Source organism: Mesorhizobium sp. WSM4906, assembly GCF_029674625.1.
Classification (GTDB): Bacteria; Pseudomonadota; Alphaproteobacteria; order Rhizobiales; family Rhizobiaceae; genus Mesorhizobium.
The window spans coordinates 5,607,854-5,626,153 of the sequence record NZ_CP121355.1 but is presented as its reverse complement, the minus strand read 5'-3'; the positions used below and the strand labels follow the sequence as shown (position 1 = coordinate 5,626,153).

Sequence of the window (18,300 nt, the reverse complement as noted above, 5' to 3'; positions counted from 1 at the left end):
CGCGAGGGAAGTTTTTTCCGGCGGAACCGCAATTTCATGAAATACCGAAGGCTCCAAATCATGGCTCTTGGCATATCTGCCGTCGGGGCGAGTTCGATGGTGCCGCCATCCATGCACGATCACGAAATTGTCTTGCCTAGGGAACCGAAAGCACCCTTTCAGGTTGAGCCAGTACTACCGGAGGCTGAACATCGGGAGGCCGAACCGCGGCGCGCCGATGATCTGCCGGCGCGGTTTTTGGAAATCACCGCTGAGAGACGTCCGTTGCTGAACGCGAAAGGCGGGCTGTCGGTCAATCGCGCCCGTCAGGTACAGGAATTTCTGAACCAGAATTTTTCGCGCAAGCTATCGCTGGCGGAGATGGCGGCGGTCTGCGGCCTCTCCCCCTACCATTTCGTCCGCGCCTTTTCCAAGACCTTCGGGGTGCCGCCGCACCAGTATGTCCTTGGCCTTCGCCTGGACTTTGCCGAAAAGCTGCTTGTCGACAGGCGCATGTCGATCACGGACATTGCCGATTTGAGCGGCTTCTCGAGCCAGAGCCACTTCACCACCACGATGAAGAAATATCGCAACACGACCCCGCGGCAGGTACGAGCACGGCAGGGTCGATCGCAGGCCAGCGAGTAAGGCAATGCTAATTTATTGCAAGTTTATTTATGCTTCGGCTTATAAAAGGTATAACTAAAGTAATCTTGCATTAACCTCCCGAATATCTGCTGTATATTTTCAACTAAACAGCAATTTGTTGAAATACGAGTTTCCGAAAACATGTCTTTCTCCAGCAAGTCCGGCTATTTCCGGATTCTGAGCTGGCTGAGGGGACATGAGCGACGATACGGCCATCGGTCGCAGCCTTTCCGAGGAAATCGGCTACTGGCTGGAGTCGGCCTCGAGGACGCTCGAGAAACGCTATGGCAATGGCGTGCCCCTGGCCAAGCAGGACATGCTGCTGGCCCACTATCTCTACGGCCTCACTGCGGTCGTCCACGCGGGCGATGCGCCTGCCGTCCATCTGGCGGCGGTGCGATCCTATCTCGGCCGGCTGATTCCGGACGAGCGGGTCGCGGCGGCGCTCTGGGCGGTGCCCGAGGCGGGCGACGCCTGGCTTGAAAACACGCTCGATCGCGTCGAGGCGATCGGTGAAAAGCAGGGCCACGCGCTGCTCGCGCGCGGCGCCGATGTCGTCATCCCATTTTCGAGCAGACACGCATCGGCGGCAGGGTCGGCGGAACCTGCCGTGATCGAACGCGACCCACCAAAGGAGGCATTCTCGCAATGAACTTCAGGCAAGAACGAATCATCCGGCGCGGATCGGACCGCTTCGCTGGAAACTGGGTCTCCGGCGCGGCCGATAGTCGCTCGCTCCGACGCCGTCTTATGGCTGCGCTTCGGATGTCGTCGCGCGTTCTTGGGATGCGTCGTAAAGATCGGAGTATCGGCGCGATTGGGGCTATTTTCGGCGCCTTGGGGCTGATTGTTGCGCCTCAGGCATTTGGCCAAGTTGTTCCAGGCGGTAACTATACAGCGGGCGCTGGAACCGCGAGTGGTGCCAACGGCATCGCGATCGGTTGCACAGGATATACGGCCACCGTCGGAGCGCCGACAGGAGGCACGGCTATAGGCTGCCGATCAATTTCCAACGGGAACAATTCGGTTGCGTTGGGGACCGATGCGCAGGCCCAGGGCGTGAATGCCTCCGCGATCGGACCGGGAGCATCAGCGACCGGGGTGAATGCGTCTGCTCTTGGTGCTCTTACTAACGCGACTGGTGATGGGTCGTCCGCCATCGGCTTCAATTCCGCTGCGAGCGGACTGCGCGCAATAGCGATGGGATCTGGGTCATCCTCAAGCGGGTTGGATTCCGTCGCTCAGGGCACAAGCACTATCGCCAGCAGCCAGAATGCCGTCGCGCTCGGCTTCCAGGCGAAGGCGACCGCGTTGAACTCCCTCTATCTTGGGTCGCGCACCGTCCTAACATCGGGCGCTCTCGCGCAGAGCGCCATCGCCATCGGCACAGATGTGACCGCATCGGTGGCCGACGCCACCGCGATAGGACGCCAGAGCGTGGCATCGGCCCAGTTTGCCACTGCAATTGGAACAAGTTCCACCGCGGCTGGGGCAAGCTCAGCGGCGTTCGGCCCCAATGCCAATGCGTCGGCCAACTTCGCGGTTGCCTTGGGCAATGCGGCCGTGTCGAGTGGAGTGGGCTCGGTTGCGGCAGGTTCGGGGGCCCAGGCCACGGACGTCTCGACCACAGCGCTTGGCAACAACGCCGCGGCGACCGCCGCGAACGCAAGTGCGCTGGGGTTGGGTGCCACGGCCAGCGGAACGTACTCCACTTCGCTTGGTTCCACCTCCAAAGCCACCGGCGCCCGTGCGTTCGCAGGCGGCCGTTCGTCCACTGCCGGCGGTGACGATTCCATCGCCATCGGCACGACGGCCGTCTCGACAGGGGCAAGCTCGACAGCACTTGGAGCGGGCGCGGTGGCACAGGACGTAAACGCGGTCGCCATGGGCACCGCCGCCAGCGCGATCACTGCCGATTCCGTCGCCATTGGCACGGGCGCGGTGGCCGACGGCGGCAAGGCGGTCGCCATCGGTGCCGGCAACGAAGCCTTCGGCGACGGTGCGGTCGCCATCGGCGATCCGAGCTATGCCAGCGGCACCGGCGCCTTCACCGGCGGCGCCAACAATATTGCCAACAGCGACGGCACGGCGAGCGCCACCGCCGCCAACCAGGCCGCCGGCGCGGTCGCGATCGGCAACAACAACAAGGCGATCGGGCAAGGCTCGGTGGCGCTGGGTAACGGATCCACTGCTGGGGCCGCCGGTCTCGCCGGCAATGTCGCCCTGGGCGACGGTGCGCTCGCCACGGCGAGCTCCGGCGATGTCGCGCTGGGCTCCGGTTCAGTGACCGCCGTAGCGGTCGGCACGCCCAGTGCGGTGATCAACGGCACCACCTACGCCTTCCAGGGCACCACTCCGACCTCGACGGTGAGCATCGGCGCGCCCGGCGCCGAACGCACGCTCACCAATCTTGCGGCGGGGCGGATCAGCGGTTCCTCGACCGACGCGGTCAACGGCTCGCAGCTCTTCGCGACCAATCAGGCCGTCGACAGCCTCGCGAGCACCGTCACCAACATCAACACCGGCGGCGGCATCAAGTATTTCCATGCCAATTCGACGCTCGCCGATTCCCAGGCGCTGGGAGCGGATTCGGTGGCGATCGGCCCGAATGCGGTCGCCAACAATGCCGGCGACGTGGCAATTGGCCTGAACGCCGTGTCCGGCACCACGACCGCGGTCGGCGGCACGACGATCGGCGGCGTGAACTACACCTTCGCCGGAACTACGCCGGCCGGCGCCTTCTCGGTCGGCGCGGTCGGCGCGGAGCGCCAGATCCAGAACGTCGCGGCCGGACAGCTGAACGGCTCCTCGACCGATGCCGTCAACGGCTCGCAGCTCTTCGCCACCAACCAGCAGGTGACGCAGAACACGACTGATATCGCGACCAACACCGCCGACATCACCACTCTCGGGAATACGATCAACAACTTTGCCGGCGACACCTCGACGGCCTACACCGACGCCAATGGCGACGGCATCCGCTACGTGCGTACGAACGACACCACGCTGCCGGTCACCGACGCCTTCGCGCAAGGGGTGGGCTCTTCCGCGCTCGGCTACCAAGCGACGGCTTCCGCCGGCGATTCGCTGGCGCTCGGCCGAGGCACCCAGGCCACGATTCTCGGCGGAGTGGCGCTCGGCGCCGGTTCGGTCTCGGATCGTGCGATCGCGCCCGCATCGGGATCGATCCTCTCCGGCACCGGCCTCATTCCCTACAACACCACGGACCTGACCCTGCTTGGCGCCGTCTCGGTGGGTAACTCGACATCCTATCGCCAGATCACCAACGTGGCCGACGGCACGCTGGACCAGGACGCGGTCACGCTTCGCCAGTTGAAGGGCGCGCTGAGCTCCTTCGCGGTGACGGGGACCATGTACTTCCACGCCAACTCGACCGCCTCGGACTCGCTGGCGGTCGGCACCGATTCGGTGGCGATCGGCCCGCGCACCACCGTCAACGGCGACAACGGCATCGGCATGGGCAACGGCGCCATCGTCCAGCAGACCGCGCCTGGCGGTATCGCGATCGGCCAGAACTCCACCGTCAACCAGGCCGACAGTGTCGCGCTCGGCACCAACGCGACCACCAACGGCGCCCAGGCCGTAGCCCTCGGCGCCGGCGCCACGGCCAACGAGCCGGGCAGCGTCGCGCTCGGCGCGGGCTCGACGACGGCGGCCGCGGTCGCCACCACCGGAACCACGATCAACGGCGTCGCCTACACCTTCGCCGGCACCACGCCGACCAGCACGGTGAGCGTCGGCAGCGTCGGCAACGAGCGCACCGTCACCAATGTGGCCGCTGGCCGCATCAGTGCCTCCTCCACCGACGCCATCAACGGCAGCCAGCTCTATGCGACCAACCAGGCTGTCGAAGCTGTGCAGGGAAGCGTCGGCAATCTGACCGAGTTCTCCGTCCAATATGACAAGAACCCGGACGGCACCAAGTCGAACTCGCTGACGCTCGTCGGCGGCGACGTGAATGCGCCCGTCGTCATCCACAATGTCGGCGCCGGTACCGCCGACACCGACGCGGTCAACGTCAAGCAGCTCACCGACCAGCTGGCGCTCAACCTGACGGACTCCAAGACCTACACCAACCAGGTGGCGGCCACGACGCTCCAGCAGGCAAATGCCTATACCGACTCCAAGCTCAGCCAGCTCAACATGGACATGGGCGAGGCTCGAGGCGAGGCGCGCCAGGCGGCCGCGATCGGCCTGGCGGCCGCTTCGCTGCGCTATGACGACCGTCCAGGCAAGCTCAGCGTGGCGGCAGGCGGCGGTTACTGGCGCGGCGAGGGAGCCGTCGCGTTCGGCGCCGGCTACACCAGCGAGGACGGGCGCGCCCGGGCCAACGTGTCCGGCACAACGGCGGGCGGCCACTGGGGTGTCGGCGCGGGCGTCAGCTTTACCATCAACTAGAGCATGATCCCGCAAAGTGTGTAGCGGTTTGCGGAAAGATCATGCGCAAACAAGCAGTCCGTTCATGACCAGGTACGCGGTCTCTGCCATAGCGATGTCCTTGACCTGCCTGCTCCTGTCCGGCCCGCGCGCGGCCGGGCAGGAGGCAGTCCCGTCTGCCTATCGGATAAAGCCTTCGGAAGTCGCGGTGCCCGCGAACGTGAAGCTTGGCCAATATCAGCGGACCACGCGTCCGTTCGAGAACTGGACGCTGATCTGCGACGAGAACCTGCAGGCCAGGAAGAAAGTGTGCAACATCAGCCAGTCCTTCATCGACCAGAGCCAGGCGCTGGTCTTCAGCTGGTCGCTTGCGGCCGACGAGAAGGGCAAGCCTTTCCTGATATTGCGGACCCCCAGCCAGGCCGGCGCGGGAAGCAAGCTCTCGCTTGGAATTGCCGGCCGCAAACAGCCGGTCGATGTTGAAATGCAGGCCTGCGACGCGTCGGTCTGCGTCGGCTATCTCCCGGTGGGTCCCGTGCTTCGCGAGCAGATCGGCAAGGAGACCACCGTCCAGGTTACTTACTCCCTGCCGTCGGGCGCGGCGGTCAGCCTCGACGCCCCTTTCAAGGGGCTCAAGACCGCGCTGTCGGCCATCAAATAGAAAGACTTGCAAATGACACGCCAATCCATCGAGGAAAGAATTCTGATGCGACCTCAGCCGGCAGCTCCGCAAGACCCGTCGGCCAGCCTGCCGCCGAGGCGTTCGTCGGTCTGGCGGCTGCTGCGAAACACCGCGCTGCTCGGCGCGTTCGCTGTCCTCGTCGCGGTGGCGGTCATCCTGTCGTTCCGTTTCTTCCCCGCGCTAGGCACGCTCGTCGCGGGCACGGCCTCGGCGCAAGCGCAGGCGCCCGCCGCCCAAGGTAAGCCAGCAGAAGCCAAACCCGCGGAAACCAAGCCCGCGCCGGCGGATGCCTCTGCGAACAAGAATCCGTTTCAGGCGCATGTGACCCAGGCAGGCGTCCGCACCTGCGCCAACCTTTTCGCCACGCTCGGCCAGGCTCTCACCGCGGGATCGACCTATGCGGTCCAAACGCAATGGGACAAATCCTCGCCGGACACCCATGCTCTGCAGGCGGTCGCCGGCATGAGCTACGACTTGCCTGACTACAAGACGCAAGCCGCCGGCGTCGTCTTTGCCTCGCCTGTCGGCCAGACCTGCGAAGGCGGCTTCGTGCGGATCGCCCCGTTCCAGAAATCCTGCCAGGAAGTCGCACAAACCCTGCCGAAGGGCAGCGTTGCGACGGACAATCTTTCGAACACGGTGCTTTTCAACCTGGCCAACGATGGTGGCCAGGCCCTGCTGGTCCCGACCGGAAATACCTGCATCGTCGTCTCCGTCGCGCGGATGGGCGGATAGGGGTCGGGAACCGCGGTGGATTGCTGAATAGCTGCAACATGGAGCACGAGAATGCTGATCAATCGCCGCCTCTCATTGCCGCTGCTTGCCGCGCTCGCCGGGTTTACGATTGCGAGCCACGCCGCGGACCTGGTGGCGCCGGAACCGGCGCAGACAAGCGAGGAAAAGGGCATCTGGGGGGCGATCGCCTATTCGCCGGGCGACGGCCGGCACGGCTTCTTCTGGGGCGCCGATAAGCGCGACGAGGCGGAGGACATCGCGATCAAGCATTGCGAGAACGCCGATGGTGCCGGCTGCAGGGTCGTCGAGGTGTTCCGCAACCATCGCCACTGGGACGATGACGACGGCACCGGCTTTCCCTACGAACACTGTGCGGCCCTCTCCGTCGGCAAGAGCCGCGGCGCGGCAACCCCATTCTGGGGCGCCGCGTCGGCCACGACCCGCCGCGAGGCCGAGGACAGGGCCACGGCGCAGTGCGGAGGCGAGAAGAAGGAGTGCAAGATCCGCGAGTGGGTCTGCACCTGACGCGGGAGCAGGAAAAGTGTGAAACGGTCGGGCCCGGCTACCCGAGCCGCCGCCCGTCGTCTCAATCGCCGACGAGGAGCTTTGCGCTTTCAGGGCCGCGCCGAGCCTCTAAAGGCAACGGTTCCCGCCCATGGGTCTGGGACTGCCGCGCCTGATCCGTGCTCCAGGCGCTGATTGCCTGGACGGCAGCCAGCCACAGCAAAGGCACGATTTCGATGACCACCCGATGCTCCACCAGACGCCCGAAAAGCACGGTGGATACGAGAAACGGTATGCCGAACCACAGCAGTGTCCGTTTCAGCACCGGGTCGAGGTAGCGGTGCAGCAGCAGGACGGGCAGGTAAAGGCCGGCGCCGAAGCGGGCGAGATAGGTCAACAGATAGAGGGGATTGGTGAACAGCCAGAGATTGTCCGTCAGATGGATCTCGTAGCTGGTCCCCGGGATGTTGGCATAGGGATTGGGCAGCCCCGGAAAGAACCATCTGATGGCAGCCTGGATCACGACGAAAATGATCACCTGCGCCGCCATCGCCGTCGCAATCGTGCGGCGGTCGAGCACTCCCCAACACACGGCAAGGAAGGCCGGCAGCAAGAACATTGTGGTCTCGCGGTTCACGGTGGCAAGCGCGAACAGACCGAGATAGGTCGTCAACCAGCCCGTTCCGGGTGTCTGGACGAAGCGTGCGAGACAGAGCACGAGCGCCAGCGTGAAGACAGCCGCCGGCAGGTCGTAGACATAGCGGAAGAACGGCACCGTCTGCCATTTTCCCAATTCGAGAACGCCGCTGTCGAGCCCCAATACCGAGTGGACCTCCAGGTCGGGCACGATCAGATGCAGCGCGACCGGAACCGTGATCGTCAGCGCCAGAATCCCGCTGACGAGATCCGATGTCTCGATGCGGAACACCCGAAGCGCTTTACGCGCCACGACGACCAGCAGCATCCAGGCGGCGACTTCGGCCGCGGCGAACAGGAGGTCGACGTCGAACCAGGGCGTGACGCGCATGATAGCGTGGACGATGAGCGGCAGCAGCACCCGGCCTTGAAATGGCGCCGCCGCGATGAAGTCGGCCATTAGAGCCGGGCTGGCGATCCACCAGACGGTCGTCGAGGCATAGTGGAACGTGGTGAGCAGGACCGCGTAGCACAGCAACGCCACGAACCACGCCAGCCGCATGACGCGGGTACTGGTGCCCATCGACGCATTTGTTGAGACTGCCAGGACCACGGGCACCTCCGGGGTTTTGTCGATTGTTCGGCCCGCCACAGAAATCAGCCCGATTTTCACCAACCCCTATCGGGAGGGTGGGTTCAATCACTCATCTGGACCAAGAGTCGCATTCTGTGAGGGAGAGGCGGCCCATGTCTGCCTGTGGAAAAAATATCATAAGATAATCAATAGGTTAATTACAGGATCGCTCGGAATTCAGCTTTGCGGCGCATTCATGCGGCGCTGTCGCAATTCCGCCATCTGATCACAATACGTAACAGTCCGACTTGGGTTGTGACTAACAAAGGGGCGTTGCGTGGGGCGGGTTTTTTGGCTCGTTTTCTTGAATCTGTCGTGTCTGGGCATTTTATTAAATCTTCCTCCAACTGACCCGCGTGGCTCCACGCTAGCGGCGTCTGCCGCGCCGATTCAGCCGCCGGCTACGTCGCCGGAAGAGGCTTCGAAAGCTCCCGCTGCAGTCGGTTCGGCCAAAGGGGACGTCATGCCTTTGCGCGTGCTTGGCACCGAGATGCTGAATCAGGTCACCGGCAAGAATTCCCGGAACGACACGGCTGCGCGCTGGGGCGTCTACGGGACCGACCTTGGTCACATGTTCTGGCATCGCGACCGGCTCTACATGGTCTTTGGCGATACTTTCGGGGCAGGCGGCTTTGGCGGCAGCAATTGGCGCAGCAACGTCATGGCCCGCATTGCCGACCCGGATCCGCGCCACGGCTTTCCGTTCGAATCCATGGTTACCGGCCCGGACGGCGCGGCCAAAGAACTGATCCGCTCGCGCAAGATCGACGGTGATGAGAAGACCGTCATCCCGACCCAGGGCATCTCCGTGGGCGGGCGCATCTATCTCCACTACATGTCGGTCAGGCATTGGGGCTTGACGGGCGGCAATTGGACGGTCGGCCATTCGGGCCTCGCCTATTCCGATGACGACGGACAGACATGGGCGAAGCCGGCCGGGGCGACATGGCGCGAGGCCTGCGGTTTCGAGCAGGTTGCCTTCGTCATGGCGGACGGCTTTCTCTACAGCTTCGGCATACCTGAAGGGCGCTTCGGCGGGGTGCGGCTGCGCCGGGTCGCGCGTGAGCGCATCCTGACGCCCGATGCCTATGAGTACTGGGATGGCACGAAGTGGGATACCGATGCCAAATCCGCGGCCCTGGTCGTGCCAGCGCCGGTGGGTGAGCTCTCCGTGGCGTGGAGCGAGCCCCATCACCGTTGGCTGATGATGTATCTCGATGAAAACCGGCGAGCGGTGGTGCTGCGCACCGCCCCCGCGCTGACTGGCCCCTGGAGCGACGCCCAGGCGGTGGTGACCGCGGATCAATATCCGGGTCTCTACGCGCCCTACATCGTGCCGGGGACCGAGATCGATGGCGATCTCTACTACACGATGTCCCAGTGGGGCCCTTATAACGTCTTCCTGATGCATACGAGGCTCGAGCCGGCCGCCCCGGCGGTCGTCTCCGCCGACGATCCGGTCGCGCCGCTTGGCGCTGCGGTGACACCGGTCAGCTCGAAATGATCGGCTGGCTCCTCCCAGGTGGATCAGCCGGCAGGTCCGCCTGGGTGGGCGCCCGTTCTTAGGCATAGCTGGGAGCGGATCTGTCCGGTTCACGAATGCGTTAGGACCGGCTGCCTGTGCTGTCGATCCCGGCGGCAGATCGTATCAACTTATTGAAATCGATTGCTTTTCCGACCGAACTACCAGGCCTGCCCAGGCTTGGGTGGCAGGCCGGCGACCGGGCACTAGATGTAAAACCGGAACCGGACCGTGCTGCGCGGCATTCACTTGTCGTCGCTTGTTGTCCGTGCCGGATCGTCAAGCTCTTGGGCTGTGGGGGCAGCGAGGATCGCTGTGAACGATCCAGGAGACATCTGCGTGGACGGATGAACCGTCGCTGCGCGTTCTCCTTGGTCGAAGCCATCCTGAGATGAGGAGGCCACGATATGCGGAGGCTCATCGCCTCGATCTGCTTCATGTTGGCGCTGACCGTTCCGACAGCCGCTTTCGCCTATGTCGGACCGGGAGCGGGTCTGGGCCTGCTGGGCGCTCTCTGGGCGCTCGTCGCCGCTCTGGCCACGGCTCTTTCATTCATCATAGCTTGGCCGTTCCGCAAGGCGTTGAGGCGTCGGCGTGCGTCGCGCGGGATGAAGCCCACTGAAAGGCGTGCCGGCCGGACCGAAAGTGACGGCTCACGCGACGAAATCGGCCGCTGAGGCAGTCCGATGGGTCTCCTGGACATGCCATCGCCAGTCCTCTCGGCGCTGGACAACTGGCTGACGCCCTTCCTGCCGTCATCGGCCAAGCTGGTGCTTTGGGCGGCGCTCGGGGCCTTTCTCGGCATGGAGCTCTACCGGCTCCTTTCGCCGCAAAAGCGCATTGCGGAGATCAAGCTGGCATATGCGCGGGCGCAGCAGAGCGTTGCCGATTTCGAGGGCGAGTTCCAGGAAGCCTGGCCCCTTCTTCGCCGGATGCTGACGTTGGCGCTGCGGCGCGTGGCGCTGGTGTTTCCGGCAACCATCGCCGCGTCGCTGCCCTTGCTCCTGGTTGCCGTCTGGCTCGACAGCCGCTACGGCGACGTCTACCCGCCGCCCGACGCCCCGGTTGGCATCACCGTGTCCAACGACTTCGAGGGACGCTGGGTGAACGCAGGCGATGGCGTGCCGCACGCGCGGATCATCGACCGGGCAGGCGCGGCAGTCGCCGACGTGCCGGTGACGCAGGCGGTGTCGGTCATCCAGAAATGGCGCTGGTGGAACGTGCTGGTCGGCAACCCCGCCGGCTATCTGCCGGACGACTTGCCGTTCGACAGGATCGACCTTGGGCTGCCGCGGCAGCAGGTTCTTGGCGTCGGTCCCGCCTGGCTGCGCGGCTGGGAAGGCATCTTCTTCGTCGCGACGATCCTCGTTGCCCTGATGCTCAAGAGCGTGCGCGGCATCGCATGATCGGGACCAGACGCTCAACGAAAAGTCGTGGCGGGGTGGCTGGCCTGGAGGTCGATACGTGGACGGACGCGATCGGGCGGCTGCTGGAACGCTTTCCGCGTTTTTGGATCAGGGTGGGAAACTGGGAAACGCGGCTGCTTGCCGAGCAGCTCGATCATACCAGCGTGAGCCGGCCCATCTACATTGCCGGCCTTGCCCGCTCGGGCAGCACCATCCTGCTCGAATTGCTTGCAAGCCATCCCGACACGGCCAGTCATCGCTATCGCGACTTTCCCCTGGTGCCTGCCCCCATGGCATGGAACTGGTTCGTCGACCGCGCCGGGCGCACCGAGCAGGTTGCGGCCGAGCGTGCGCATCGCGACCGCATCAAGGTGACGCCGGAGAGCCCGGAGGCCTTCGAGGAGATCGTCTGGATGGCATTCTTCCCGGACCTGCACGATCCGTCGACGAATGCGGTCCTGGACGAAGCCGCGCGCCATCCCTGCTTCGAAGCCTTCTACCGGGATCATATCCGCAAGCTGCTCCTGCTGCGCAATGCCAGTCGTTATCTCGCCAAGGGCAACTACAATGTCACGCGCTTGCGCTATCTGAGGAAACTGTTTCCAGACGCGCGCTTCATCGTACCCGTCCGCGATCCGACATGGCACATCGCATCGCTGATGAAGCAGCACAGGCTCTTTTCCGAGGCGGAGAGCAGGGACGGCCGTGTCCTCAGCCACATGCGGCGCAGCGGACATTTCGAGTTCGGCTTGAACCGCGTGCCGATCAATGTCGATGGCACGATCGCCGGCGAGATCGTCAGGCTCTGGAAAAGCGGCGAGGACGTTGCCGGATGGGCGACCTATTGGGCCTCGGTCTACGGATATGTGGCGGCGATGCTGGATGATCCGGCGATCGCCGGTAGCATGCTCGTCGTCCGTTACGAGGATCTTTGCAGCGATCCCGGCGGAGCGGTCTCGACAATGCTCGACCACTGCGAGCTTGACGACCGCGGGCTCAGGCAGGCGGCGCAAGCTACCATCAGCTTCCCGGCCTATTACGAGCCATCGTTCACGCATGCCGAGCGCAGCGAGATCCGCAGCCGCACGGCGGCGGTGGCCGGCCGGTTCGGATATGGGTGAACCAAAGGCAAGCTGATGGAGAAAATCGGATCTGCGCTCTTCGTCTTGATGATCGCCTTCCTCGCCTTCGTCGCGGGGGCAATGGCGGTTTTCGGCAGGGTATTTCCGTCGGAATTTCTTCGCGACGCCTATCGGGCCGGAGAAGCCCTGGTCCTGCAGCGGCAGATCATCGAAAATCCCGTCCTGGCCAATCTCTACCAGCCGGCCCGAACGCCTGCCCGCGGCGTCACCATCTATGACCCGAAGCGTGCCGAGCCGGGGTATACGCTCTACACCTCGGGAGACGACAATGTGGCGCGTCTCATCGCGATGGACGGACACGTGGTGCATGAATGGCGCCGCCCGTTCAGCGATGTCGCCAAGAACGGCGCGTTCAACAGGAAGCCGCAGCCCGACTCGCTCGTCTACATGGACAGGGCGGTCGTCTTTCCGAACGGCGATCTTCTGGTCATCTACATTTCGTCCGCCGACACCCCGTGGGGATATGGCATGGTCAAGCTCGACAAGGACTCCAATGTGATCTGGAGCTATCTTGCTCCCGCCCATCACGACCTCGCGATCGCGCCGGACAATCGCATCTACACGCTCACCAACGAGTTCGACTTCAACCCGGTCGACGCCGCCCCGCAGCTCGACCGCCCCCACCTCAGGGATTTCGTGGTGGTGCTCTCGCCGAACGGAAAGGAGATCAGGAAAGTGTCGCTGACGGACGCCTTCCTGCGCTCGCCCTATTTCTCGCTTCTGGCGGTCCTGCCCTATTTCTCGCTTGCCGACCCGCTCCATCCCAACACGGTCGAATATATCGACGCCGACAAGGCGAAGGCCTTTCCCTTCGCCGAGGAGGGCGACGTGCTGGTTTCCTTCCGTGACATGTCGCTCATCGCGGTCCTTTCCATGAAGACAGGCGAGATCACATGGGCGACGCGCGGCCCGTGGCTGGGACAGCACGACCCCAGAGTTCTGCCGAACGGCGACATCCTGCTTTTCGACAATCTCGGCGGCATCAGACACGGCAACAACTCCAGGGTGATCGAGTACGACCCGCGCTCATCGAGCGTAAAATGGAGCTATGCCGGCAGCGCCCAGCATCCGTTCTCCAGCGCGCTGCGCTCCGATGCCCAGCGTCTCGGCAACGGCAACACGCTGATCACCGAGTCCGACGGCGGCCGCATCTTCGAAGTGACGCCTGCAGGAGATATCGTCTGGGAGTTCGTCAATCCGCTCCGTCGCGGCCCCAAGGACGAGCTCATTCCGATCGTCAACGGCGGCGAGCGGATCGATCCCGCGATGTTCGATCCCGCGTTTCGGAAAACGCTCGAGGGAGAACCGCGCCAGGCATCAAGGTAAATCCAACACGCTTTACGCCGTCACAGCTTCATCGCCTTGAAAACCCGGCGAGGCATCAGGCGGATCGCCAGCATGATCCAGCGCCAGAATGACGGCACATAGACGACGTCCTTGCCATTGAGGATGGAATGATGGATGCGCTTGGCGACGGTCTCGGGCTGGGCCCAGAGCAGGCCTTTCTCGAACCCCGCCGTCATCGGGGTGTCGACAAAGCCGGGCCTGATCGTGGTCACGCCGACACCCGTCTTGTAGAGCCGCTGCCGCAAGCCCTCCAGGAAAGTATCGACCGCCGCCTTGGCCGCCCCGTAAACGTAATTGCTCTGCCGCCCGCGGTCGGCGGCCACCGAGGTGACGACGGCGATCCGGCCAGCTCCCTTGCGCTCCATCAGCTCCGACAGGCGGGTGAGCAATGCCACGGTGCTGACGGCGTTGGTCTGGATCTCCTGCACCGTCAGCCTTGCCGACGCCTGGCAAAGCTGCTGGTCGGGCAGGGTACCGTGGGCCACCAGCGCCACGTCGATACCGCCGAGAGCGTGCTCCGCCTGCTCCAGCATGGCGCGGTGCCGGTCCAGCTCGTTGACGTCCAGAACCTCGCATCCCGCGATCTCGGCGCCGCGCACGGCCAGGTCGTCGGCCGCCGCCTCCAGCCTGGCCTTGCGCCTTGCGACGAGGAACAGCCTGTCGCCATCATCCGCAAAGAGGCGGGCGGTCGCTTCGGCGATTGCCGAGGTCGCTCCGATGATCAGAACCCTATGCATTGGCTGCCCCCTGTCGCGTGTCGCCGGAAGTCACGCGTCGCCAGAAGTCGGACATGAAAGCGGGATCGCGATAGCGCTCGAAACGATGCAGCGCCGGATAACCGCGCTCGAAGATCCTTGCCTTCATGCGGGCATCCTTGGCCGGGTAGACGGCGCCGCCCGCCTCGTCGGTGATCTCGTCCAGCGTATCGAGCAGGGCAAGCGTCGAGCGGCCGCGGTCCGGAAAATCGAAGGCAAGCGTCGTTCCCGGTCTAGAAAAGGACAGCCAGCCCGGCGGCTTGCGGTTGCCGAACACCTTCAGCACGGAAAGGAACGATCCTTCCTGAGCCCGCGCCACCCTGGCGATGATCTCGCCGATCGCGGCCCCGGCCTGGTCTTGCGGGATGACGCACTGATACTGGTAGAAACCCTTGCGGCCGAACAGCCGGTTCCAGTTCGGCACGGCATCGAGCGGGTAGAAGAACGGCTCGTAATGGGCGACGGCGTGCCGGCGACGCGGCCACCGGTAGACGGCCGTGTTGAACAGGCCGACCGCGGTCCTCGGCAGCAGCGAGACCGGGGGCGTGACCGGCAATCCCGGCTTGCGGCGGGAAGGCGCGGCGGCATGATGCCCGGCTGCGTGGTTGCCGCGGAAGAACAGGCCCCGCGCCCCGCCCGGCCCTGGTGTGAGGGAGTCGATCCAGGCGACCGTGTATTCATAGGCGTTGTGCGAGGCGCGGCTGAGCTCCAGGAACTCCTCGACGCGCGAGAAGCGCAGGCTCTCCACCTCCATCGCCGGCCCCTCGATCCGCTTTAACGCAATCTCGGCCCAAAGGATGACGCCGGTGAGCCCGAGCCCGCCGATGGTCGCTCCGAACCAGTCGGCATTCTCGCGCGGCGAGCACAGGAGCCGGCTGCCGTCGGAGCGCAGGAGCTCAAAGCGCCGCACATGATGGCCGAAGCTTCCGGCCCAGTGATGGTTCTTGCCGTGAACGTCGTTGGCGATGGCTCCGCCGACCGTCACCTGCTGGGTGCCCGGCGTCACCGGAAGAAACCAGCCTTCCGGGACGAAACGGCCAAGGATGTCGGACAGGAGAACGCCGGCCTCGCAGCGAAGGACACCGGTCTCGGCGTCGAAGGAGATGAAGCGGTCGAGGCCGCGAAGATCGACGAGCGTGCCGCCGCTGTTCAGGCAGCTGTCGCCGTAGCTGCGCCCGTTGCCGTAGGCCAGGAACGGACCGCCGCCTTCCGGCAGTTGCTCGTCCCGCCAATGCAGCCGGACCGCGCCTTGCGGGCCCGGCGCCGGCGGCCGCGCCCACGACCGATATCGACTGTTCCGTCCCATCACATGGCCAGCCAGATGACGCCGCCGCCCAGGACGGCGAACGCCAGGCTGACACGGTCGCGCGCGGCGAAGACCAGCGGGTCGCTGCGCATCTCGCCGCGGCAGGTCTTGAGCCAGATCCGCGTCACCCAAAAAATCAGAAGTGGCACGAAAACCCAAAGAAGGCCGGGGCGCGCATAGGCGATGAGGACCTGCGGCGTGCTGAGATAGAGGGCAAGCACGAGAGCCGCGACATAACCCGCGCCCACCCCCATGCTGTTGAGCATCTGCAGGTCGGCAAGCAGGTAGCCCCGGCCCAGGCTCGCCTTTTTGCCGTGCTCCTGCATCAGCATCAGTTCCGCGCAGCGTTTGGCGAATGCTAGGCTGAGGAAAATGAAGATGGAGAAGGTGAGCAGCCACTGGGAAAGCGGAATGCTCGCCGCCGCGCCGCCGGCGAAAATCCGCGTCGTGTAGAGCAGGGCGAGCGTAACGACGTCGACCGCCTCCAGGCGCTTCAGGAAAAAAGTATAGGCGAGCGTGACCACGTAGTAGACCGCCAGCACGGCACCGAACTTCCAGGGCAGGAATGAGCTCAGCACCGCGGATCCCGCCAGCAATGCCGGGATAAGCACGAACCCATGCGCGATCGGAAGGCGGCCGGAGGCAAAGGGCCTGGCGCGCTTCTCGGGATGGCGGCGGTCGTCCTCGATGTCGACGATGTCGTTGAGCAGATAGACGCTCGATGCGCAGAGGCTGAAAGCGAGAAATCCGGTCAGAAGCGCCACGAGCGCCTCGGTGTCGGTGAATCTCAAGGCGGCGATCAACGGCGTGAAGAGAAGCAGGTTCTTCAGCCACTGATGCAGGCGCAGCGCTTGGACATAGATGGCAAGCGTCGGCTTCCTGCGCGGGAACACCTCGTCCACATGCGCGTGGGCAAACGCCCAGTTGACCGTGCGCGGCGACGCGTTGACCACCGTTGCAAATCGCGCGGCGCGCCAGATCGGAAAGTCCGCCGCCGCGTTACCGGCATAGTCGAACCCATCGGCGCCAAAGCGGTCGCGCAGGGCGGCGAGCTTGTCGTGGCTCGTCAGGTTGCGCTTTCCGTCGCTGGCAAAGACCTCCTCGAACAGGCCAAGCTGATGCGCGATCTCATGAGCAAGGGATTCATGCGCGCCGGTGGCGAGAACCAGCCTGCGGCCGCGCGCCTTCTCTTGTCTCAGGTGATCGATGAGCGGCCGGTTGAAGGGCAGGGCGGAAAGGTCGAGCGCCACCCTTTTTGTGACTTGCGCCTTGAAGGCTGCCTTGCCGCTCATGAGCCACAGGGGCAAAAGCAGGATCGACAGGAACGATCGCTTGACCAGCGCGATGACGGACTCCACCAGCAGGTTGCTGTGGATCAGTGTTCCGTCGAGGTCGACGACGAGGGGAATCGACGACTTTGTGAGGCGCTGTGGTTCATCGGTCTTCGGGACCGCTTGGAGACGCTGCATGAGGGCTCTTTCTCTCTGACGTGTGCCCCGAACCTGCCGCCATCGGCCCCGGAAAGGCTTCGATAGCTGACCAGGCGCCCAATCCGAGCGCCACTGCGAACCAGAGCGTGGCGAGTCGAACGATGGTGGTCGTTGCAACGGCCTCGGGGGCCGTTGCTCCGGCGTAAGCAAGAAAAGAAATCATGACGATTTCGGTGCTGCCCAGCCCGCCGGGCAGGAAGGACAACGCACCGGCAAGCATGGCGACCGCATAGATGCCGACTGCGGCCAGCGGCCCGATGTTGAGGCCGAGTTCTCTGGCCACGATGTATGTGCCGAAGCCTTCGGCGCCCCAGGCCAGGAGGCCCAGAAGCGTTCCGACGATGGCCAGCCGAACCGTCATCATGGATCGGACGTCGCGAAGGAATGTCGTCGCGGCATTGGTCAGGGACGGGATGAGCCGTCCGGGCAAGAATCCGGAAAGCCGTTCGAGGCGCGCGATCGTGGCGGGATGCTGGGCGATGATCAGCGCTGCCACCAGCGCCGCGCCGAGAAGGCCGAACGAGCGGGTGACGGCACCGGAAGAGGCAACTATGAACATGGCGAGGATGCCGATCGCGACGAGGTCGAGCAGACGCTCGTTGTAGAGGGCAGCCAGGCAACGTCTGGCGCTGACGCCGAACGGCCTGAGATAGAAGATGCGCAGGGCCTCGCCGACTTTCCCCGGCGTCGTCGTCAACGCAAATCCCGACAGATAGATCAGGAAATGCCGCGATGCCGGCAGCGCGTTCGAAGACGGGGAAAGCATCAGCGACCAGCGACAGAACCTGAGCGCATAGTTCACCAGCGACAATACGAAGACGACGGCCAGCACGCGCAAGTCGATCGCGGCCATGCTGGCCATGACCTCGCCGAAGCCGACGCTTGAAGAAAGCATCAGATACGCGGCGAGAAAAATCATGATCGTTGGGACAAAAAAACTTCTCGCGCGAAGTATGTTTTTGCCCTGTTCGCTACTCAGCATATGCACGCGCTCCGGAACTCGGCGGTTTCGTGTGCGGATCTTTATGGCTGGGCCGTGAAGCGAGCTTCCGGAAACCGGCCGGACTTTGCACCCGGTGTTTGGTCGGAGGTTCTCTCCGGGCCAGGGGGCGATGA

At 64.3% G+C, this 18,300-nt stretch carries 16 protein-coding genes; 11 read left to right on the top strand and 5 right to left on the bottom strand.

Annotated features, from left to right (window positions below):
- The first annotated feature begins 36 nt into the window (after positions 1-36).
- From QAZ22_RS27355 to QAZ22_RS27330, 6 genes are all read left to right on the top strand, one after another.
- Complete coding sequence (locus QAZ22_RS27355) at positions 37-627, top strand: AraC family transcriptional regulator (RefSeq protein WP_278203906.1); 591 nt, start codon at positions 37-39, stop codon at positions 625-627.
- Positions 628-823: 196 nt separating this feature from the next.
- A complete protein-coding gene (locus tag QAZ22_RS27350) occupies positions 824-1,279 on the top strand; it encodes a hypothetical protein (protein ID WP_278203905.1) in 456 nt (151 codons plus the stop codon).
- Entirely contained in the window at positions 1,276-5,046 is a 3,771-nt protein-coding gene (locus QAZ22_RS27345) for a YadA-like family protein (RefSeq protein ID WP_347566927.1), read from the top strand. Before QAZ22_RS27350 ends, QAZ22_RS27345 begins: the two co-directional genes overlap by 4 nt.
- Positions 5,047-5,110: 64 nt before the next feature.
- Positions 5,111-5,686 carry an invasion associated locus B family protein gene (locus QAZ22_RS27340; RefSeq protein ID WP_278203901.1) on the top strand — a complete coding sequence of 192 codons (576 nt, stop codon included), beginning with the start codon at positions 5,111-5,113 and terminating at the stop codon, positions 5,684-5,686.
- A gap of 45 nt (positions 5,687-5,731) precedes the next feature.
- Positions 5,732-6,442, top strand: a complete 711-nt coding sequence (locus QAZ22_RS27335; RefSeq protein WP_278203900.1) for a hypothetical protein — start codon at positions 5,732-5,734, stop codon at positions 6,440-6,442.
- A gap of 51 nt (positions 6,443-6,493) precedes the next feature.
- On the top strand, positions 6,494-6,967 hold the full coding sequence (locus QAZ22_RS27330) for a DUF4189 domain-containing protein (RefSeq protein WP_278203898.1): 474 nt from the start codon (positions 6,494-6,496) through the stop codon (positions 6,965-6,967).
- 61 nt (positions 6,968-7,028) lie between these two features.
- On the opposite strand, the gene QAZ22_RS27325 is transcribed toward QAZ22_RS27330, so the two are convergent.
- The gene (locus tag QAZ22_RS27325; RefSeq protein WP_278203897.1) at positions 7,029-8,255 is read right to left on the bottom strand and encodes a hypothetical protein; all 1,227 of its coding nucleotides are present in this window, start codon (positions 8,253-8,255) and stop codon (positions 7,029-7,031) included.
- 424 nt (positions 8,256-8,679) lie between these two features.
- Between QAZ22_RS27325 and QAZ22_RS27320 the strand changes: the two genes are divergently transcribed.
- From QAZ22_RS27320 to QAZ22_RS27300, 5 genes are all read left to right on the top strand, one after another.
- On the top strand, positions 8,680-9,720 hold the full coding sequence (locus QAZ22_RS27320; protein WP_278203895.1) for a DUF4185 domain-containing protein: 1,041 nt from the start codon (positions 8,680-8,682) through the stop codon (positions 9,718-9,720).
- A 425-nt stretch (positions 9,721-10,145) separates the two neighbouring features.
- Positions 10,146-10,415 carry a hypothetical protein gene (locus QAZ22_RS27315; protein ID WP_278203894.1) on the top strand — a complete coding sequence of 90 codons (270 nt, stop codon included), beginning with the start codon at positions 10,146-10,148 and terminating at the stop codon, positions 10,413-10,415.
- A gap of 24 nt (positions 10,416-10,439) precedes the next feature.
- A complete protein-coding gene (locus QAZ22_RS27310) occupies positions 10,440-11,144 on the top strand; it encodes a hypothetical protein (RefSeq protein ID WP_278203892.1) in 705 nt (234 codons plus the stop codon).
- A gap of 35 nt (positions 11,145-11,179) precedes the next feature.
- Positions 11,180-12,265, top strand: coding sequence for a sulfotransferase (locus tag QAZ22_RS27305; RefSeq protein WP_278203891.1), 1,086 nt, complete (start codon positions 11,180-11,182; stop codon positions 12,263-12,265).
- A 15-nt stretch (positions 12,266-12,280) separates the two neighbouring features.
- The gene (locus tag QAZ22_RS27300) at positions 12,281-13,612 is read left to right on the top strand and encodes an arylsulfotransferase family protein (RefSeq protein WP_278203889.1); all 1,332 of its coding nucleotides are present in this window, start codon (positions 12,281-12,283) and stop codon (positions 13,610-13,612) included.
- A gap of 20 nt (positions 13,613-13,632) precedes the next feature.
- Here QAZ22_RS27300 and QAZ22_RS27295 read toward each other — a convergent pair whose 3' ends face one another.
- The 4 genes from QAZ22_RS27295 to QAZ22_RS27280 are packed head-to-tail and all read right to left on the bottom strand — an operon-like array spanning position 13,633 to position 18,079.
- Positions 13,633-14,370: an SDR family oxidoreductase gene (locus QAZ22_RS27295; RefSeq protein WP_278203887.1), complete on the bottom strand. Its 738-nt coding sequence runs from the start codon at positions 14,368-14,370 to the stop codon at positions 13,633-13,635.
- Positions 14,363-15,694, bottom strand: coding sequence for an FAD-binding oxidoreductase (locus QAZ22_RS27290; protein WP_278203886.1), 1,332 nt, complete (start codon positions 15,692-15,694; stop codon positions 14,363-14,365). Before QAZ22_RS27290 ends, QAZ22_RS27295 begins: the two co-directional genes overlap by 8 nt.
- Complete coding sequence (locus QAZ22_RS27285; RefSeq protein WP_278203884.1) at positions 15,694-17,163, bottom strand: UbiA family prenyltransferase; 1,470 nt, start codon at positions 17,161-17,163, stop codon at positions 15,694-15,696. Before QAZ22_RS27285 ends, QAZ22_RS27290 begins: the two co-directional genes overlap by 1 nt.
- The gene (locus QAZ22_RS27280) at positions 17,129-18,079 is read right to left on the bottom strand and encodes a lysylphosphatidylglycerol synthase transmembrane domain-containing protein (RefSeq protein WP_278203883.1); all 951 of its coding nucleotides are present in this window, start codon (positions 18,077-18,079) and stop codon (positions 17,129-17,131) included. Before QAZ22_RS27280 ends, QAZ22_RS27285 begins: the two co-directional genes overlap by 35 nt.
- Positions 18,080-18,300 lie beyond the last annotated feature (221 nt).

Bases quoted from the DNA above. Each gene is read 5' to 3' on its own strand.
- QAZ22_RS27355 (WP_278203906.1), top strand. From the start codon at position 37: ATGAAATACCGAAGGCTCCAAATCATGGCTCTTGGCATATCTGCCGTC.
- QAZ22_RS27350 (WP_278203905.1), top strand. From the start codon at position 824: ATGAGCGACGATACGGCCATCGGTCGCAGCCTTTCCGAGGAAATCGGC.
- QAZ22_RS27345 (WP_347566927.1), top strand. From the start codon at position 1,276: ATGAACTTCAGGCAAGAACGAATCATCCGGCGCGGATCGGACCGCTTC.
- QAZ22_RS27340 (WP_278203901.1), top strand. From the start codon at position 5,111: ATGACCAGGTACGCGGTCTCTGCCATAGCGATGTCCTTGACCTGCCTG.
- QAZ22_RS27335 (WP_278203900.1), top strand. From the start codon at position 5,732: ATGCGACCTCAGCCGGCAGCTCCGCAAGACCCGTCGGCCAGCCTGCCG.
- QAZ22_RS27330 (WP_278203898.1), top strand. From the start codon at position 6,494: ATGCTGATCAATCGCCGCCTCTCATTGCCGCTGCTTGCCGCGCTCGCC.
- QAZ22_RS27320 (WP_278203895.1), top strand. From the start codon at position 8,680: ATGCCTTTGCGCGTGCTTGGCACCGAGATGCTGAATCAGGTCACCGGC.
- QAZ22_RS27315 (WP_278203894.1), top strand. From the start codon at position 10,146: ATGCGGAGGCTCATCGCCTCGATCTGCTTCATGTTGGCGCTGACCGTT.
- QAZ22_RS27310 (WP_278203892.1), top strand. From the start codon at position 10,440: ATGCCATCGCCAGTCCTCTCGGCGCTGGACAACTGGCTGACGCCCTTC.
- QAZ22_RS27300 (WP_278203889.1), top strand. From the start codon at position 12,281: ATGGAGAAAATCGGATCTGCGCTCTTCGTCTTGATGATCGCCTTCCTC.
- QAZ22_RS27295 (WP_278203887.1), bottom strand. From the start codon at position 14,370: ATGCATAGGGTTCTGATCATCGGAGCGACCTCGGCAATCGCCGAAGCG.
- QAZ22_RS27290 (WP_278203886.1), bottom strand. From the start codon at position 15,694: ATGGGACGGAACAGTCGATATCGGTCGTGGGCGCGGCCGCCGGCGCCG.
- QAZ22_RS27285 (WP_278203884.1), bottom strand. From the start codon at position 17,163: ATGCAGCGTCTCCAAGCGGTCCCGAAGACCGATGAACCACAGCGCCTC.
- QAZ22_RS27280 (WP_278203883.1), bottom strand. From the start codon at position 18,079: ATGCTTTCTTCAAGCGTCGGCTTCGGCGAGGTCATGGCCAGCATGGCC.